The organism is Streptosporangium lutulentum (assembly GCF_030811455.1).
Taxonomy (GTDB): Bacteria; Actinomycetota; Actinomycetes; order Streptosporangiales; family Streptosporangiaceae; genus Streptosporangium; species Streptosporangium lutulentum.
On the sequence record NZ_JAUSQU010000001.1, the window covers coordinates 653634 to 671957 of the forward strand.

Consider the following 18324-nt stretch of genomic DNA (forward strand, 5'->3'; position numbering starts at 1 on the left):
TCCTCGGTGCCGGGCGACCGCGAGGCGGGACCGGCGTTCGGCCTGGAGCCGCTCGTGGTGACGACCGTGCGGGTGAAAGGCGACGCCCGGGGCCTCATCGGTCCCGGGCGTCCCCGGGGAGCGTTCCCTTCCCCTGGAAGCTCCCGGCGGTGTCAGTACCAGTTACTGGACTGGAAGTGACCCCATGCGCCGCACGGTGACCCGTAACGGCTTTTGATGTAGTTCAGACCCCAGTGGATCTGCGTGAAGGGGTTGTACCGCCAGTCCCCGCCGCTGCCGCCCATCTTCGAGCCCGGCAGTGCCTGTGGGATGCCGTAGGCACCCGAGGATTGGTTGTACGCCCGGTGGTTCCAGTTGCTCTCCCTGGTCCAGAGACTGTCCAGGCAGCGAAACTGGCTGTGGGACCACGCGCGGCGGGAGACGAGACGATAAGCGATCGCCTTGTTCCTGCCCTTGGCGGTTCGTATGGCCAGCCTGATCCTGGGGGCGGCCTTGGTGGACCACGTGCGCTGGTGGATCGCGACGCTGGGCTTCGCCCTGATGGATGAGGTGCCATCGAGGGCCGCCACTCCGGGTTTTGCCCGAGTGGACCAGATGCCCCTGCGGATCGCGATCCGGGGCTTCGCCCGGGTGGATGAGGTGCTCTTGCGGGCCACGGCCTTGGGTACGGCCTTCGTGGACCAGACGCCCTCATGGATTGTGAGCCCAGGCTCGGCCTGGGCGGTCCGGATGCTCTCGCCGACCGTGGCCCCAGGTTCGGCCTGGGTGGGCCAGGCATCCTTGTGGACCGTCTCCTCCATCCCTTTCCCGGATGGTTCGGCGGTCTCCTCCGCTCGCCCCACCGCCGCCGATCCGACCATGGTCGACGCGGCGATCATTGTCACGACGGTGTTGCGTAGAAGGCGGTAGCTGTTCAAGGTGATCCTTGTCCTCTGGCCGCGTGCGGGAGGCGCGTGGAAGCACGATGTGCCCTCACGTGCTTGGCGATCCGGCGCCCGTGGCTCGGGCGAGGAATGCCCGCGTGGTCTCGCCGGCCTGTTTCCGGCATGAGACACCGCGACGATCTCTCTAGGCCGCTTTCTAGTACGCCGAGGGATCGTCGAGGGGCGGATGCGACACGCGGAGGGAAGGTGTTTGCCCGATCTTCGTGGTCTGAAGGCGATTCGGCGGGTGACGAATGACGGCGGGTGACTTTCCCGGACGGAGGCCCGATCAAAAAATAACCCCGTCATGGGGTTTCAGATCGATGGCGGCCGTGCGGGGGAAAAGCACGCCCATCCCCGCACGGTGAGACAGGACGCTCTCCGCCGTCGCCGGGGCCGCGGCGGGCTCGGCGACCGTGACGGGCCCGGGGGAGGGCCGAGGTGATGCCCGGGTAATCCTCCGGTGATCGGACTGACAAAATCAGTCGCGATCTCAGTCAACAGTGCGTCAGAAAACAATAGAAATGCTGGTCACAAGCTTGACATCTCATCTCTTGTGTCAGATACGCATCTCTCCTTGGGGCGAAGAACCCTCAAACATGACAGAGGAATAGGGTGCGGGGCATGGGAATTCGTGATACCTCTCTCCGCACTCTCACCGGCGTGTCCACCACCTTGGCGGAGCTGGCCGGTGACAAGTCCGTTCTGATCGTCAATGTGGCCTCCAAATGTGGCCTTACCCCGCAGTACGCAGGACTGGTCGGCCTCCAGCAGGCTTATGGCGAGCGGGGGTTCACCGTCGTCGGCGTCCCCTGCAACCAGTTCGCCGGTCAGGAACCGGGCACTTCCGAGGAGATCCAGGAATTCTGCTCCACCACCTACGGAGTGGACTTCCCGCTGCTCGCCAAGGCCGATGTCAACGGTGAGGACCGGCACCCGCTCTACACCGAGCTCACCGCCACTCCCGATGTGGAGGGCGAGGCCGGAGACGTCAAATGGAACTTCGAGAAGTTCCTGGTCTCGCGTGAGGGAGAGGTGCTGGCCCGGTTCCGGCCGATGACCGCGCCCGATGACCCCGCGGTCATCGAGGCGATCGAGAAGTCTCTCTGACTCCTCGGTTCAGCTGCTTCTGGCCGGCGCCCTCCTGGGCGCGCAACTGCCCCTGACGATCAGCTCGGTGGGCAGCAGCACGCCGCGCGGGCGCCGGCCGCCCTCGCGCAGCACCAGTTCGGCCGCGCGGTAGCCCAGGTCCTGGGCGGGCTGGGCGATCACGGTCAGCGGCGGGGAGCACAACTCGGCCCAGGGCACGTCGTCGAACATGATCAGCGACAGGTCTCTGGGGACCCGCAGGTCCAGCTCCCTGGCGGCCAGCACGGCCGCCTCGCCCAGCAGGTTGCCCCCGGCGAGCACGGCGGTCAGGTCGGGCCGGTGCTGGAAGAGGCCGGCGGCGGCGGCGTAGGCGGAGTCGCGGCTGCCCCGCGCGACGACGATGAGCTCCTCGTCCACGAGGGCGCCCAGCGCCTGGCGGAAGAACGACAGGCGCTGTTCCTGTCCGGGGCCGCCCAGGTAGGCGATGCGGCGGTGGCCCAGGCCCGTCAGGTAGTCCACCGCGGTCCGTACGCCGGCGCGGTCGTCGGCCAGTACCGCGGGCACGTCGTCGTGTCCCGCCGAGAGCCGGTGCGCGAAGACCATGGTGAGCCCGGCCCGCAGGGTCGGAGCCCAGATCTCCCCGTCGCCGGAGGGGACCGCGACCACCCGGTCCACGCCCTGTTCCAGCAGCATGCCGATCAGCTCGGCCTCACGCTCCGGGTCGTCGCCGGTCGTGCCCAGGATCACCGGCTCGCCCGCCGAGCGGGCGCAGGCCAGCACGCCGTCGGCCAGGCGGCCGTAGAAGGTGTCGGTGATGTCGGGCAGCAGCAGCCCGATCCCGCCCGATCTCTGCTGGCGCAGGTTGCGGCCGAGGGCGCTGGGCCGGTAGTCGAGCTGGGCCGCCACGGTCAGCACCCGCTCCCTGGTCTCGGGACTCGCCGAGCCACCGGACAGGACTCGTGACACCGTGGCGACCCCGACCCCGGCTGCTCCCGCGACGTCTTTGATGGTCGTACGACGCATGCTCATGGAAACGATTCCATCATGATTTCCGTGGCTAATCCAGTGCGGAGAGGTAACGGAAGCGGTGCTGACAAGCCAAAACCGACCTACCTCTTGACATGGATGTCCGTTTCCGGTGAGATGCATGAAAACGTATCCACACCGGGTAACACGGGGTTAGCCCCAGGCGCTAAGGACTTCCATGGCATCCATCGTTCTCAGCAAAGTCGACAAGATCTACGCAGGCGGCGTGAAAGCCGTGAACGCTCTCGACCTTGAGATCAAGGACGGGGAGTTCATGGTGCTGGTGGGGCCGTCGGGTTGCGGAAAGTCCACCGCCCTGCGCATGATCGCCGGCCTTGAGGACATCAGCGGCGGCGAGATCTTCATCGGCGACAAGATGGTCAACCATCTGCCCCCGAAGGACCGTGACATCGCCATGGTCTTCCAGAACTACGCGCTCTACCCGCACATGACCGTCGAGGAGAACCTCGCCTTCGGTCTGAAGCTCCGCAAGATGCCCAAGGCGGAGATCGCCACGCGCGTCAACGAGGCCGCCAAGATGCTCGGCCTCGAGCAGTACCTCAAGCGCAAGCCCGCGGCCCTCTCCGGTGGTCAGCGTCAGCGTGTCGCGATGGGCCGCGCCATCGTGCGTGAGCCCCAGGCCTTCCTCATGGACGAGCCGCTGTCGAACCTGGACGCCAAGCTCCGCGTCTCCATGCGCGCCTCCCTCAACACCCTGCACGAGCGCCTGGGCGTGACGACCGTCTACGTCACCCACGACCAGGTCGAGGCCATGACCCTCGGCAACCGCGTCTGCGTCCTGCGCGACGGTCTCCTCCAGCAGGTCGACACCCCGCAGAACCTGTTCGACAAGCCGGTCAACCTGTTCGTCGCCGGCTTCATGGGCTCCCCCTCGATGAACTTCGTCACCGCCGAGCTGGTGCGCGGTGACGGCGGCGCCGTCGTGGCCTTCGCCGACCTTCGCCTGCCGGTGCCGGAGTCGACCTTCGCCGAGAAGCCCGGCCTCGACCAGTACTTCGGCAAAAAGATCATCCTGGGTATCCGCCCGTCCGACTTCGACGACTCGAGCGCGGCCAACGGTTCCTCCGGCGGATGGACGCACCTGCAGGTCCGCGCCGAGGTCACCGAGGAGCTGGGCTCCGAGATCAACGTGCTGTTCCTGATCGACGCCCCGCCGGTCGTGCACCAGGACACGGTCGCCGCGGCCGACGCCGGTGACGACGAGGAAGTGGCCCTCCCGCTCGTCGGCGACAAGTCGCTGTGGACCGCCCGCGTCAACTCCCGCAGCCACGTCCGCCCCGGCCAGGTCATCGAGCTGGTCGTGGACACCCACAACCTGCACTTCTTCGACCCGGTCTCGGGCCTGGCGATCGGCCACGAGGCCAACGCCTGAGCCGAGTGACCCCCAGGGCCGCGAGGCCCGTCCCTGAACCACCCTCGTAGGCCGAAAGGGCCCGCGCCACGACCCCCTCCCGTGGCGCGGGCCTTTTTGTCGTCTCAGATGCCCGCCGGAGCCGGGACGGTGTTCTCTCCGGTGATCGCCTGGATCACCCTCCCACCGGTGAGCTGGTTCGCGTACGACCGCACGCGCCGCTGGGAGAGCGGGGCGACCTGGTAGGCGGTGGCCGTGCCGACCTCCTGGTCGCGGGCGGCGACCGGCATGGAGACACTCGCCGCGTGACTCGGGGGCCGATCAAACCTATTTGATTGATTGTCGGATGTTCGACGTTTTCCGCAGCGTTTATGCACGCATTCCCGAGTACACGGGTTGCCACGTCGGCGTTGCGTTCGCGATGTCATTGACCGGCTACGCCGCGTTATGGATTATTGCCTGAGGGTTCACGGGTGACACGCTGCGGGGCAACACTTTTTGTGGCGAGATCGGCATGGGTGAGAAAAACAGCAAGACAGTGAAATTTCGGCTGTGATGGCAAGGACTGTGCTGCTGAGGCGGCCTTTGCCGAATTCCGCCACCACGTCGGCGATATTCACCAGGCCTTTCCTCGTCGAGGGAATGCTGCGGTATCCGTGGCCGGCGGCCACCGCGGTGCTCACGCCCGGCGGCCTCGCGTTCGTGCGACGGCCGTGGCGTGGCGGGCCGCTCATGCTTTTGCCGGCGGCGGTGGCGGGGCGGCCGAACCACCCGGGGGCGTTGTTCGGCGACGGGCCGGGTCTGTGTGCGCCCCGCGCACACACGATGAATCGTCGTCACGTACGGCGCGAGACACATGACGGGAGAGGAAATGGGAGACAGCCTTCTGGAGATCCGGAGGGGCGACAGGTTCGCCTTCGGCCGCAACTGGAAGGCCTTCGCGCACCTCGTCGATGAGACCCGCGTCGCGACCGCGGTCGATTCCCTCTGCGCGGCTCTGGGAATCGAGGACCTTACCGGCCGCACTTTCCTTGACGTGGGCTGCGGCAGCGGCCTGTTCTCTCTCGCGGCGCACCGGCTCGGGGCCCGCGTGCACTCTTTCGACTTCGATCCCGAGGCGGTGGAGACGGCCCTGCGGCTGCGGCAGGCCTTCGCCCCCGGCGCCGACTGGGTGATCGAGCAGGGGTCGATTCTGGACGGCGACTACGTCGCGCGGCTCGGGACCTTCGATCTGGTCTACTCCTGGGGCGTCCTGCACCACACCGGAGCCATGTGGAAGGCGTTCGAGGCGTCCATCGGGCTCGTCGCTCCCGGCGGGTTGCTGTTCGTCGCGCTCTACAACGACCAGGGCTGGGAAAGCCGGCTTTGGACGGTGGTGAAGCGGCGTTACAACCGCTCCGGGCCGGTGCTCCGCGGAGCCCTGCTCGCCGCGAGCTCGGCCTACATCTACCGGGGCCGGCCCCTGATCAGGCTCGGGCAGGCGCTCACGGGGCGTCGGCGGCCCACCGGTCCGCGGGCGCGGGGCATGTCGCGCTGGCACGACATGATCGACTGGGTGGGCGGCTACCCGTTCGAGGTGTCCAGGCCGGAGCAGGTCATCGCCTGCGCGCACGACCTCGACCTCGTTTATCTCAAGACCTGCGGAGGCGGGCTCGGCTGCAACGAGTTCGTCTTCCGAAAGGCGGTCGGGTCAGGCGACGCGCAGGCGCTCGCGGAGCCAGCGGGTGATCTCGCGGGCCTCGGCGGCTCCCGGGAACAACCGGCATAGGCGTATCCCGGCTGACCGTACGAACCAGGCGATCTGGACCGCGGCGAGCACCGTGTAGGCGACCGTGGAGGCCAAGGCGCAACCCACGACACCCATCCTGGGGATCAGGAGAAGGTTGAGGGCGACGTTCAGCAGAAATGCCGTGCCGTACATCATCGAGGTGAGCCGCGGCAGGTTGAGGCGGAGAAGGTACATCGCGGCGGGACGTGCCGTCGCGGCGGCGGCCACGCCTGGTGCGAGGATCAGCATCGGGGCGACGCATCCGGCGAAGGCGGGTCCGACGGCGGCGACCACCAGGAACGGGCCCGCGACGCAGAACAGGCCGACCGAAACAGAGGCGAGGACGACGATGATCCGGATCGTCCGCGCCGTGTACGCCGCGGCCGTCTCCTCGTTCGACTGCATCTGCCGGGGAAGCGCGACCTGGACCACCGCGCTGGTCATGGCCCGTAGAAGCTCGGCCGGCGTCACCGCCATGGAGTACACCCCCACCGCCGCAGTCGTGCTCATGGCGTTGAGGATCAGGATGTCGAGTCGGAGCAGCAGGAAATGGCAGACGGAGCCGGGGTGCTGGCGCAGCCCGCGTGACAGTGTGCGACGGACCAGCCGCCGCCCGCGCGGGCGGCACACGGGCAGCGAGGGCAGCAGCACCGCGAGGTTCACGGCGGCGGAGACGGTCCAGATGATCACTACCCACGCGACGGTGAGGCGATCAAGGAACCCGAGGGCCGTCAGGGTGGAGCACTGGATCACGGCTCCGGCCAACGCGCCCCGATTGACGGCTCCGGTGCGGGAGTGCAGGACATGCACGTTGTTGACATAGACCACCGCCACCATGAGAGGCACCGCGGCGAGCCCCCAGATCAGCGAGGACCGCTCCGAGGCGGGCACCATGCCGGCCCCGAAGAGGAGAACGACGGCGAAGGCGCCCACGGCGGCCGTCGCGCCCACGGCGAGCCCCAGCCACAGGGAGTTCGCCGTGATCGCCGGCCGGTGCTCCTCCTGAGTCCACAGGGCGGTCTGCGACTGTTCCACCGACAGGTTTCCCAGTGCCACCGCGGCGGTCGCGATGGTGATGATCACCCAGTAGGAGCCGCGGTCGCCCGGTCCCAGCGCGCGGGCCACGATGACGCTCGTAAGGCCTCCGGCCACGACGAGAGCCAGGCGGGTGAGGAGTAGATGGGCGAGACGGGCGGCGGCTCCGTTCCGGGGGTCTCCGGTGGTGGCCGGGGCACTCACGCGGGCCGGGGTTCGGAGCGGAGGCCCGTGGGTGGCCGTACGGGCAGGTGGGTCCGGTGCCAGAGCTCGAACTGCATCAGGGTCCAGATGCGATTGGAATGATCCCGGCCGCCCGCGTGCTCGGAGAGCAGGCGGGCGACGGCCCGCGGGTCGAACAGTCCGCGGTCGCGGGCGGTGACGTCGGTGAGCAGGTCGTGGGCCAGGGGCCGCAGCCCGGTCCTGAGCCAGGAGGCGAGCGGCACCCCGAACCCCATCTTCGGCCGCTCCACCAGGTGCGAGGGGAGCCAGTCGCCGAGGGCACGCTTGAGAAGGTATTTCGTGGTCCCGTCGCGGATCTTCAGGTCGCCCGGCAGGCCCGCCGCCCACTCCATGATGACGTGGTCCAGGAACGGGGACCGCGCCTCCATGGAGCAGGCCATCGTGCTGAGGTCGGCCTTCACCAGCAGATCGCCGGGCAGGTAGGTGTTGACGTCGACGTCCATCACCCGGGTGAGGTCGCATCCGGCGGCAGACTCGCCGAAAGCCTGCTCGATGACGGCACCGCTGGAGACTCCCGCCACCCGGCTCCGCTGCCACGGACTGTAGATCTCGGCCTTCTGCCTCTCGGTGAAATACGACATCAGGCGCGTATACCTGTCGGCCGGGGACAGCCCGGCCAGCTCCATGCCCCATCCGGCACGGCGAGCCGGTGATCCCTGGCGTGAGCGGCTGCGCAGGGACTGACCCGCCCGCTCCAACAGGGGCGCCGCCATGGACGGCACCCGCAGGTGGGCGGCCCGCTGGAACAGCGCGTAGCGGCGGTAGCCGCCAAAGGACTCGTCGCCGCCGTCCCCGTTGAGCGCCACCGTCACCTCCCGGCTGCTCATCCGGGCCACCAGGAGGCTGGGGATCGCGGAAGAATCGGCGAACGGCTCGTCGAAGTGCCAGGCCAGGCTGGGCAGCACGTCCAGCGGTGACGCGGTGACGACCAGCTCCGAGTGATCGGTGCCGTAGAGCCCGGCCACCTCGCCGGCGTGCTTCCGCTCGTCGAAGCCGGCGTCCTCGAAGCCGATGCAGAAGGTGCGGACCGGTTTCGAGGACTGGCGCGCCATCGCCGCGACGACCGCCGAGGAGTCGAGCCCTCCGGACAGGAAGGCGCCGATCGGGCGTTCGCCGATCATCCGCAGCCGTGTCGCCTCCAGCAGCAGCTCGCGTAGCCGTTCGGCCTCCTCCTCCACGGGACCGGTGGGCCGGGGGGTGGCGTCCAGCCGCCAGTAACGGTTCACGCGCACGTCACCGCCCTCCCACACCAGTGTGGAACCCGGCGGAAGCTTGTGGATGCCCTCGATGATCGACCAGGGCGCCGGGACGTACTGGAACGTCAGGTAGTGGTGGAGGGCGATCGGGTCGACCTCGGTCCGCCACTCCGGGTCGCGGACCAGTGCCTTCAACTCAGACGCGAAACGCAGAGAACCGGACCTGATCCCCCAGTAGAGGGGCTTCTTCCCCACGCGATCGCGGGCCAACAGCAGCCTTCGCCTGCGGCCGTCCCAGAGGGCGAAGGCGAACATGCCCCGCAGGTGGTGCACGAGGGAGTCCCCGTACTCCTCGTACAGGTGGACCAGGCACTCGGAGTCGCCGCCGGAGGTCAGGCGATGCCCCCGGGCAAGGAGCCCGGCGCGGAGCTCGGCGAAGTTGTAGATCTCGCCGTTGAACACCGCGACCACCGTGCCGTCCTCGCTGTAGACGGGCTGGTCGCCGCCGGCCACGTCGACGACGGCCAGGCGGCGCATCCCGAGCACCGTTGACGGTTCGGTGTGCAGGCCACTCCCGTCGGGGCCGCGGTGCACCATCGTCTCGCACATGTCGCGGACCGTATCCGGGTCCACGCAGCCGGTGGAGACCGCCCCGGCTATCGCGCACATGGCTTCTCCAGAAGGCGCCGGTACAGATCCAGGTGGTGCTGGATCATGGAATCCATGTCGAGGTTCTTCAGAGCCCAGGCACGTGCGGCGGCGCCGAGGCGGGCGGCCAGGTGCGGGTCGTGCAGGACGCGCTCCAGGGCGTCGGCCAGTGCCCGCGGGTCCGCGGGGGGAACGAGCAGGCCGCGCTCGTCCAGCAGCTCGCAGGTCCCGCCCACGGCCGTGGCGACGATCGGGCGACCGGCCGCCATCGCCTCCATGACCGCGTTGCTCATGCCCTCGTGGAGCGAGGAGAGCACCACCGCGGACGCCCGGCACATCAGCGCCTCGATATCCCTGCGGTGGCCGAGAAGGCGCATGTCCACGCCCGCGCCGGCGGCCTGCCGCAGAAGCGCCTCGCGTTCCGGTCCCTCGCCCGCCAGCAGCAGGGTGCACGGCGTGCCCCGGACGGCGAGCAGGGCGACGGCCTCGATGAGGAAACGGTGGCCCTTGTGCGCCGTCAGGTTGGCCACGCACAGCACGACCGGCAGGACGGTGTCGACGCGGGTAGGCGTATCGGGCACGAAGGCCGACGCGGGCAGGCCGTTGTAGATCACGCTGAGTTTCTCGGGGGCGACGCACTCCACCGTCTGTGCGTCGCGGGCGACGGCCACGGCATTGGCGACCACGTGCCGGGTCAGCCGGGTGGCGGCGCGTTCCAGGGCGTAGACCCAGCGCCGACCTTGTTTGAAGTCGCTCAGGCTGCGCCGTCCCGCCACCACGACGGGCACACGGGCGACCCTGGCGATCGGGGCGCCGATCACGTAACCGTGGTACAGGAAGGCGTGCAGCACGTCCGGCCGCAGGCGCAGAAGCAGCAGGGTGAGACGGGCCGCGGCGAGCAGGTTGCGGGGAAGGGCCATGACACCCGTTGACAGCCCCGTAAAACCGGCATTGTGCACCGGAACGCCCGCGCGGATGAGTTCGTCCCGATATGGTCCATCCGAGTGCAGCGTCACCACATTGACCGTCACGCCGCTGCGGGCAAGGCCTGTGGCCAGGAGAAAGACCTGCTTCTCGGTGCCGCCGATTCCCAGTTGCCCGATCAGTAGGACAACATGTCGCAGTCTGCCGGTCGGCGCTACTCTCGTAGGCGAGGTCCCCCTCTGACTACTCTGCACTTTGGCGATCTTACTGTTGGTGATCGCCGGATGCGTGCGGACAAATGTTGTACCGGCGAGCGTGTCGCAGAAAGAGATGGACGCGCTTCCGCAATCCACGTCAATCTCTGGATGAACGCCTTAATTTCCCGAAAACGCCAGCTTTGTTTTCATTTGATAAGAAAGAAGGGTTGCCCATTCTCGACAGAAAGGAATGAAGGGGTAGGAAAATGTGAAAAATCGTGATCACTCATGGTGGATCGCGATTCCGACGCTTATGTGGCCTTGGTTCCCTTCTGCGCCAATGTGATGGTCGGTGGGCCGGGCTCGCGGCCGTTCCCGCGCTCCATGAGGAGGGCTGGAACGGCGGGACCGCGACTACCGGCGGACGAGACGGCGGGAGACCTCGGCTGCCAGCCGGTGGGGGACCAGCGTGCCGACTCTGGTGATGACCTTGTAGCGCAGGTCGGGGATGCTCACCCATGAGCCGCGGGCCAGATCGCGCATGGCCTCGCCGACCACCTTGTCCGCCGACAACCAGAGGAATCCGGGGAGGCCCGACATGTCAATCGAAGCACGGTCGTGGAACTCGGTGCGCACGAATCCCGGGCACAGCGCCATCACCCGCACGCGGCTGCCGGCCAGCTCCGCGGCCATGGACTCGCTGAAGCTGACCACCCACGCCTTGGACGCGCTGTAGGTGCCCTGGGGGAAGAACGCCGCCACCGACGCCACATTGATCACCGCGCCGCGGCCGCGCTTTTTCATTCCGGGCAGCGCGGCCAGCGTCAGTCGCAGGACCGCCTCGCAGTGGACCTTGAGCATCCGCCGCTCCTCGTCCATGGAAACGTCGGAGGAGGCGCCGCCATGGCCGAAGCCCGCATTGTTGACGAGCAGGTCGACTCCCCGGCGGAGCCGTTCCTCGACCTTCTCCAGGCCCTCGTCGGCCGACAGGTCGGCCGGGAGCACCTCGGAGCTCACCCCGTAGCGCAGGCGCAGTTCCTCGGCGACGGACGAAAGGCGCTCGCCGTCGCGGGCGACGAGGACGAGGGAGAAGCCGTCGGCGGCCAGGCGGCGGGCGAAGGCGGCGCCGATGCCGGCGGTCGCTCCCGTGATCAGTGCGGTTGGCATACACGCAGTCTAAGATCGCGCCATCGGATCCCATAACCTCCACGGCCCGCGATTCGCGAGGGGGCCGGAGGGGCGAAGCTGGAGGGACGAAACGGGAGAGATGGAGCGGGAGGAGCGCGGTCTGTCCGGCACCGGCCGGAAAAGCCTTCACCTGTCCGAGCAGATCGGAACCTTCGCGACGATGCCGGGGCCCTGAACTGCTTGCTGTTTGTTCAGTCTTCCCCATGTCTTCTCAGTGCTTCTCGGTGATCTCGTTGAATCCCGCCATTTGCATAGACGTTCCGTGACCGTTCGACTACTATCGCTCATGAGTTCGAATCTATTGATAGAGGGTAGGCGTGTTCGAGACCGCGCGGCAGATGGCCCGCTCCGTGCAGGGCTGTCGGATCGAGTTGGCTCTCCCTCCCGATTGGGGGGAGTTCATCCGCCGGCTCCGCTACAAGACCACCTGGTACGGCGCGCACCTGCATGCGGCCGATCGCTGGTTTCCCTCCTTCGAAACCTGCTCGGAGCGCCCAGGGGTGCATCGGGGGTTGGCGCTGGCCGACCGTCAGTGGACGTGCGTCGGATGCGGCACGACCCATGATCGGGAGGTCAACGCCTCGACCAATCTGCTCACCGACATGCTCCCGGTATCGGAGACGTTGGAGCTGGAAAGAGGCCAGGTCGCGGCCTGAGCGCCTGTCACCTCAGCTCATCTCGGCGTCGCTCGGAAGTTCCCCTTGAGGAGACGTAAAACGCCGGTGGAGACCAGGTAAGACCAGCGGGCAACCGCGGGCACCGGTCGTTGAAGCAGGAACAGGGAAAGAGAATCACTGAAATTCTCCGAACGTAGAAGGGAATCATTCAGATTGGTCGCCGATCATTGAAGGATGAGAACCGTCAACGACCCCGGCCTGAAGGCCAGGGCTTGAGGTGCCAAACCGCGCACCGATGGCCCCGCGTTGACCAGCCCCAGTCATCAGCTCAAGGAGGTGCCTTTTGATGACTACGTTGAACACAAGATCGAAGACCGACCTTGGAGTGCTTCCTCAGCTCCAAGCTCTCGAATCCGTGGGAGCAGACACGCCCGAGGGTGGGCACGAAACGGTTCACGGACACCGCCACACAGCGGTACCTGGTGTTCACCATGGGCGAGGGGAGATCGGTCCGGGCGGCACCCGCTCGAACCGGCGTCACCCCGAGGGCGCTTCGGCGCCTGAGGGAGCGGGCAGTTCAGCCCATCCGGCCGTGTTTGTCCTTGACCGGCACGGCCAACCGTTGCAACCCACGAACCCGGCCTACGCGCGCAAGCTTCTGCGCTCGGGTCGGGCTGTGGTTCACCGCCACACCCCGTTCGTCATCCGCTTGCGCGACCGCACCGTCGCCGACTCCACCGTGGCCGGTGTGCAGGTCGGTATCGACCCCGGCTCCCAACACACCGGCATCGCGGTATTCACCGACCATGACGGGAGCCGGACCGGCAGGTACTCCCTCCAACTTGACCATCGAGGCGGAGCAATCCGCGACCGGCTCGCCTCGCGGGCCGCACGGCGCCGGGGCCGCCGTTCCCGCAACCTGCGTTACCGCGCTCCCCGCTTCTCCAACCGCACCAAGCCCAAGGGGTGGCTTGCGCCGTCCCTGCAACACCGCGTCGATACCACCATGTCCTGGGTGGGGCGCCTGATCCGGTGGGCCCCGGTCACCGCCGTCCAGGTGGAGAAGGTGGCGTTCGACACCCACGCCATGTCGGCCGGTCGTCCGCTTGAAGGGGTGGAGTACCAGCGGGGCACCCTCGCCGGATACGAGGTGCGTGAGTACCTGCTGGAAAAGTGGGGTCGCATGTGTGCGTACTGCGGTGCGAAGAACACGCCGTTGAACATCGACCACCTCCACCCCCGCTCCCGAGGTGGCTCCGACCGGATCAGCAACCTCGCTCTGGCCTGTATCCCGTGCAATCAGACTAAGAACGCGACACCGATCGAGGAATTCCTCACGGCCAAGCCCGCGCTCCTGGCAAAGATTCTCCGGCAGGTGAAAGCCTCGTTGCGGGACGCTGCGGCGGTCAACGTCACCCGATGGGCGCTGTGGCGGGCACTGGAAACGACCGGTCTGCCGGTCGTCACGGCCTCTGGCGCTCGCACGAAGTGGAACCGCTCACGCACCGGCGCGCCGAAGTCACACGCCCTCGACGCGCTACACGTCGGCGAACTGAAGAGCGTCACCGCATGGCCGTGGGCGGTCCTGGTGGTCAAGGCGACCGGCCGAGGTACCTACGCCCGCACCACCTCAGACCGATACGGATTCCCCCGGCTTGTCCGACCACGGATCAAAGTGCACCACGGCTTCCAAACCGGCGACCTGGTCCGTGCACATGTCACCACCGGAAAGAAGACCGGGGTCCACGTCGGGCGGGTCCTGGTCCGCTCCTCCGGCTCCTTTGACATCACTACCCGGCACGGCCGCGTCGCCGGGATTAACCACTGGCATATCCGTCATCTTCAGCGCGCGGACGGCTACGGCTACCTCACCCAGAAAGAAGCTGATCGCGATGCCTGACTGGTTAGGACACGTTCGGGTCTTGACGGCCCTGACGCTCCCGGTTCCTCCCCGGCCCGAGGGCCGGGGCATCCTCGGGAGGTTCTGGTGACGATCTCCTACCGGACCGGATTGGGCCTCGCCCTCTTGAGCACGGCGCTGGTGGCCTGCTCCTCCGGCACGCCCACCGCGTCCGCCTCGCCCGTCTCCCCGCCCGCCGTCACGTCCTCGGGAGGCTCGGGAGGCGAGACCTCGGGAGGCTCGGGAGGCGAGACCTCGGGAGGCTCGGGAGGCGAGACCGCCCCGCAGGTCAGGTTCACCGAGTTCGCCCGGTTGGAGAAGCCGGTGGCGATGGCCTTGCGCAAGGGGGACCGCACGCTCTACATCGTGGAGCAGACGGGACGGCTGCGCGCGGTGACGGACGGCAAGGTCGCCCAGGAGCCCGTCGTGGATCTCTCGGCGGAGGTGAGCGGGGGCCACGAGCAGGGGCTACTCGGTGTGGCCTTCCACCCGGAGGGTGATTTCCTCTACCTGAACTGGACCGATCTCGACGGGCGCACCCACATCACGGAATGGGCGTTCAAGGACGGAAAGGCCACCGGGCGCAGGGATGTGCTCACCCAGGAACAGCCGTACGCCAACCACAACGGCGGGCAGCTCGCCTTCGGGCCCGACGGCTACCTCTACATCGCCCTCGGTGACGGCGGCAGCGGGGGAGACCCGCACGGCAACGGGCAGAAACTGGACACCTGGCTCGGCAAGATCCTCAGGATCGATCCGCGCGGCACACCGTACAAGGTGCCCGGCGACAACCCGTTCGTCGCCAGGAATGGTGCCAAGCCCGAGATCTGGGCGTACGGCCTGCGCAATCCCTGGAGGTTCACCTTCGATTCCAGGACGGGGGACATGTGGATCGGCGACGTCGGCCAGAACGCCTGGGAGGAGGTCGACTTCCAGCCGCGTGGCAAGGGTGGCCAGAACTACGGCTGGAACCTCAAGGAGGCCACCCACTCGTTCCGGGGCGGCGGCGCCACGGACGGACTGGTCGACCCGGTCATCGAATATCCCCTGCACGAGGGCGGGAACTGCTCGGTGATCGCCGGTTACGTCTACCGCGGAAAGAAGATCGCCGGGTTGGAGGGATGGTTCCTCTACGGAGATTTCTGCGCGGGATGGATCAAGGCGGCGCCCGCCGGACAGCCCAAGCGGGCCGAGGACCTGGGCAAGGTGGAGCAGCTGTCGTCCTTCGGCCAGGATCACGACGGCGAGTTGTACGCGCTCAGTCTGTCCGGACCCGTCTACCGGGTCGAGGCCGCCCCGTGACCTCGCCGGTCTCCGGCCGGGGCCTGTCGTCCTCCCGAGCGTCAATGTTCGGAGAACAACCAGTGATCGTTCGGTAAGGGGGGTGAGCCGGACGGGTTGCCATTCTCCGGGGGTGAATATAACGGGTTCCGGGGACATGCCGCTTGTGTTCCAAGCGTCGCGTTCTCTGACCTGAATTATTGCCATGGGGGGTCCGGAATGGCCGGAAAATACACAATATCTGTTCTTCTTGCAGTGGTGGCCGGGAGCGGACTGACGCTCGGATCCACCGGAATGGCGACCGCCACGACCAGCCTGTCGGCACCGGCGGTCGTTGTGAACGCGCCGCCGCCCTATCCGCCGCCCTATCCGCCGCCCTATCCGCCGCCCTATCCGCCGGACTGGGCCATGCTCGCCGCGGCGGTCGCCTCCGAGGCCGATTCCGTCCACGAGACCGCCGAGGCTCTCCTCGAGGAGGCCGAGGGGCTCAGGGAAGGCGAATGCGACGAGGCCAAGATGGTCGCCGCGCAGGCCGAGAGGACCGCGGAAAGGGCTTCGAGGATCGCCGCAAGGGCCGCGGAGATCGCCTCCGGTGCCGCGGAAGAAGATCCCGATGCCGCGCTGGTGGCCGCCGAGGCCGCGAGGGAGGCAGCCGAGGCCAGGAGGATCGCGGAAAGTGCCGAGCGGATCGCCTTGGACATTGAGGGCTGCGGCGGCAAGGTCAACAACACCAACAACAACAACAATGTCGATCCCGAAGCGATATATGACGATTTCGGGGACAGGGACCGCCATCACCACCGTGGTTTCCGAAGCTGTGGGCATGACTGCTGCGGGGAGGGCTGCTGCGGAGGGGGCTGCGTCGAGCGGGCCGTCAAGGAGCTGCCGTTCACGGGAGCGCCCGTGACGGCCGTGGCCTCGCTCGGTGGTGGCCTGCTGGCCATGGGAACCATTGGCGTGCTGGTTCCCCTGCGGCGCCGTCGATCTGCCAGTGTCAAGTAGGAGACGACGACGCGTAGTCGTAGTGGGCCTACTGGCTTCCGCGGCCTTGGTATTGGCGGGAGGCTGGTCGGCCCATCTCGGTATGCGTGTGCACGATCATCTGGAGGCCGGCAGGACCGCACTGGTCCGGGTGCGCGCGGTGGCGAACATGGGCGACCAGCGCCCGGTGGCCGCGGCACTGGCCGAGGCCCGATGGCATGCGGCCGAGGCCCGGCGGCTCACCGAGGGCCCGGACTGGTGGGCGATCTCCCACGCTCCCGTCGTGGGAGACGCCGCGACGACCGTGCGGGGGCTGGCCGAGGGCGTCGCGGAACTGACCGAGGTGCTGGCGGGTGTCCAGCGGGTCGCGGCCGCCTTCGTCACGCTCAGGTCGACTTCCATGACCGACATGCGCCGGCCGCTGGCCGATCTCGACGCGGCGGCACCGGTCTTGGAGGACGCCGCCGCCCGCCTCGCCCGGGTGAACGCCCGTCTGGCGGCCACCCCGGCGAAAACCGGCGTGGAACGGTTGGACCGGGCACGCGGTACGGCGCTGCAAGAAATCGACCGGTTGCACGGCTGGCTTGACGACGCCGCGACCGCCTCCGCCCTGCTGCCTCCGATGCTCGGCCTCGACGGTCCCCGCCGTTATTTCCTCGCCTTCCAGACCAACGCCGAGGCGCGGGGCACCGGAGGCCTGGTCGGCGCGTTCGGCATCCTGAAGGCCGACCGGGGCCGGATCGGCATCGGGAACCTCTCCGCCAACAGCGGCCTCGGCGTGAGCTCCGCTTCCGTCGCCGACCACGGCCTGGACTATCGTCTGCGGTACGGGCCGGGCGCGACCAGGATGCTCTCCGTCTCCAACCTCTCCCCGCACTTCCCGTACGCCGCGGCCACCTGGACCGGGCTGTGGGAGCGGCAGACCCGTGAGCGGCTGGACGGCGCCATCGCCACCGACCCGGTGGGTCTGTCCTACCTGCTGGAGCTGATCGGGCCGGTGACCCTCCCCGACGGGGAGAAGGTGACCGCGGCGAACGTCGTCGACCTCACGGAACGGACGGCCTACGCCCGCTACTCCGACTCCGCGACGCGCGAGCGATTCCTCATCACGATAGCCGGTACCGTCAGCGAGGCCCTGTCCGCGTCCCTCGCCGACCCGGTCAGGCTGCTGCCCGTGCTGTCCCGCATGGTGAGTGAGCGGCGGATCCAGATCTGGAGCCGCCACGAGAGCGAGGAGCGGAGGCTGGCGCGACTCCCGCTCGGCGGCACGCTGCCCTCGCGGGCGGGACCGTTCGCGGGTCTGGTGGTCAACAACTCGGCCGGTGGCAAGCTCGACTACTACCTGAGGCGCTCCCTCGACTACGAGCTGGGTCCCTGCAAGGACGGGACGCGCCCCTCGACCGTGCGGATCCGGCTCACCAACGACGTGCCCCGAAGGGGGCTGCCGGCCTATGTGACCAACCGGCTCGACTCCCCGGAGCGCGAGCACGTCCCCGGGTCCAACCTGCTGTGGGTGTCGCTGTACGGCGGCCTCGGAGCGAAGATGACCGCGGCCCGGCTCGACGGCGAAAGCATGCCGGTCATCAGTGGGACCGAACGGTCCCGGCCGGTCTACTCGACCATCCTGGAATTCGCTCCCGGGCAGTCCAGGACCCTGGAGTTCGACCTCACCGAGTTCGTCTCCGACGAGCCGCCGCAGGTTCCGGTGCAGCCACTGGTCCGCCCCCAGCGCACCCGGATCACCCAGGACCAGCAGAGGTGCGCTCTCTGAGAGGGCGGCCGCTCCCGGCGATCGGCTCGGCGGGCGACGGTAAGCCGTGGCGGTAGGCCCGCGCCGTGGAAAGGGATCCCTTTCCACGGCGCGGGCCTTCTCCGGACGCCGTACCGCCGATACCCGGCAGCAAAGAGTAAAGCCCGGCGTGCCGCGGGCGGTTGC

The 18324-nt window shown here is 68.1% G+C and carries 15 protein-coding genes; 8 read left to right on the forward strand and 7 right to left on the reverse strand.

Annotated features, from left to right (window positions below):
• Nucleotides 1-152 precede the first annotated feature (152 nt).
• Nucleotides 153-917 carry an aggregation-promoting factor C-terminal-like domain-containing protein gene (locus J2853_RS02790; RefSeq protein WP_307554622.1) on the reverse strand — a complete coding sequence of 255 codons (765 nt, stop codon included), beginning with the start codon at nt 915-917 and terminating at the stop codon, nt 153-155.
• A gap of 630 nt (nt 918-1547) precedes the next feature.
• Between J2853_RS02790 and J2853_RS02795 the strand changes: the two genes are divergently transcribed.
• Entirely contained in the window at nt 1548-2033 is a 486-nt protein-coding gene (locus J2853_RS02795; RefSeq protein WP_307554624.1) for a glutathione peroxidase, read from the forward strand.
• Between the two features lie 9 nt (nt 2034-2042).
• Here the strand turns inward: J2853_RS02795 and J2853_RS02800 are convergent, their stop codons facing one another.
• Entirely contained in the window at nt 2043-3041 is a 999-nt protein-coding gene (locus J2853_RS02800; RefSeq protein ID WP_307554626.1) for a LacI family DNA-binding transcriptional regulator, read from the reverse strand.
• Nucleotides 3042-3216: 175 nt separating this feature from the next.
• Between J2853_RS02800 and J2853_RS02805 the strand changes: the two genes are divergently transcribed.
• Nucleotides 3217-4431, forward strand: a complete 1215-nt coding sequence (locus J2853_RS02805; protein ID WP_307554628.1) for an ABC transporter ATP-binding protein — start codon at nt 3217-3219, stop codon at nt 4429-4431.
• Nucleotides 4432-4535: 104 nt separating this feature from the next.
• Here the strand turns inward: J2853_RS02805 and J2853_RS02810 are convergent, their stop codons facing one another.
• A complete protein-coding gene (locus J2853_RS02810; protein ID WP_307554630.1) occupies nt 4536-4700 on the reverse strand; it encodes a hypothetical protein in 165 nt (54 codons plus the stop codon).
• 581 nt (nt 4701-5281) lie between these two features.
• Here J2853_RS02810 and J2853_RS02815 point away from each other — a divergent pair.
• Nucleotides 5282-6178, forward strand: coding sequence for a class I SAM-dependent methyltransferase (locus tag J2853_RS02815; RefSeq protein ID WP_307554632.1), 897 nt, complete (start codon nt 5282-5284; stop codon nt 6176-6178).
• Here J2853_RS02815 and J2853_RS02820 read toward each other — a convergent pair.
• The 4 genes from J2853_RS02820 to J2853_RS02835 form a co-directional block, all read right to left on the reverse strand.
• The gene (locus tag J2853_RS02820) at nt 6101-7417 is read right to left on the reverse strand and encodes a lipopolysaccharide biosynthesis protein (protein WP_307554634.1); all 1317 of its coding nucleotides are present in this window, start codon (nt 7415-7417) and stop codon (nt 6101-6103) included. The genes J2853_RS02815 and J2853_RS02820 overlap by 78 nt on opposite strands.
• The gene (gene asnB, locus J2853_RS02825) at nt 7414-9321 is read right to left on the reverse strand and encodes an asparagine synthase (glutamine-hydrolyzing) (RefSeq protein ID WP_307554636.1); all 1908 of its coding nucleotides are present in this window, start codon (nt 9319-9321) and stop codon (nt 7414-7416) included. The genes J2853_RS02820 and asnB overlap by 4 nt, the downstream gene beginning before the upstream one ends.
• Nucleotides 9309-10577 carry a glycosyltransferase gene (locus J2853_RS02830; RefSeq protein WP_307554638.1) on the reverse strand — a complete coding sequence of 423 codons (1269 nt, stop codon included), beginning with the start codon at nt 10575-10577 and terminating at the stop codon, nt 9309-9311. Before J2853_RS02830 ends, asnB begins: the two co-directional genes overlap by 13 nt.
• Before the next feature lie 258 nt (nt 10578-10835).
• The gene (locus J2853_RS02835; protein ID WP_307554640.1) at nt 10836-11588 is read right to left on the reverse strand and encodes an SDR family NAD(P)-dependent oxidoreductase; all 753 of its coding nucleotides are present in this window, start codon (nt 11586-11588) and stop codon (nt 10836-10838) included.
• Between the two features lie 338 nt (nt 11589-11926).
• On the opposite strand from J2853_RS02835, the gene J2853_RS02840 reads away from it, so the two are divergent.
• The 5 genes from J2853_RS02840 (at nt 11927) to J2853_RS02860 (ending at nt 18159) form a co-directional block, all read left to right on the forward strand.
• Nucleotides 11927-12265 carry a zinc ribbon domain-containing protein gene (locus J2853_RS02840; protein ID WP_307554642.1) on the forward strand — a complete coding sequence of 113 codons (339 nt, stop codon included), beginning with the start codon at nt 11927-11929 and terminating at the stop codon, nt 12263-12265.
• Between the two features lie 553 nt (nt 12266-12818).
• The gene (gene iscB / locus J2853_RS02845) at nt 12819-14126 is read left to right on the forward strand and encodes an RNA-guided endonuclease IscB (protein ID WP_307554644.1); all 1308 of its coding nucleotides are present in this window, start codon (nt 12819-12821) and stop codon (nt 14124-14126) included.
• A gap of 87 nt (nt 14127-14213) precedes the next feature.
• Nucleotides 14214-15428 carry a PQQ-dependent sugar dehydrogenase gene (locus J2853_RS02850; RefSeq protein ID WP_307554646.1) on the forward strand — a complete coding sequence of 405 codons (1215 nt, stop codon included), beginning with the start codon at nt 14214-14216 and terminating at the stop codon, nt 15426-15428.
• Nucleotides 15429-15626: 198 nt separating this feature from the next.
• Nucleotides 15627-16409, forward strand: a complete 783-nt coding sequence (locus J2853_RS02855; protein ID WP_307554648.1) for a hypothetical protein — start codon at nt 15627-15629, stop codon at nt 16407-16409.
• Nucleotides 16410-16491: 82 nt separating this feature from the next.
• Complete coding sequence (locus J2853_RS02860; protein ID WP_307554650.1) at nt 16492-18159, forward strand: DUF4012 domain-containing protein; 1668 nt, start codon at nt 16492-16494, stop codon at nt 18157-18159.
• Nucleotides 18160-18324: the final 165 nt, after the last annotated feature.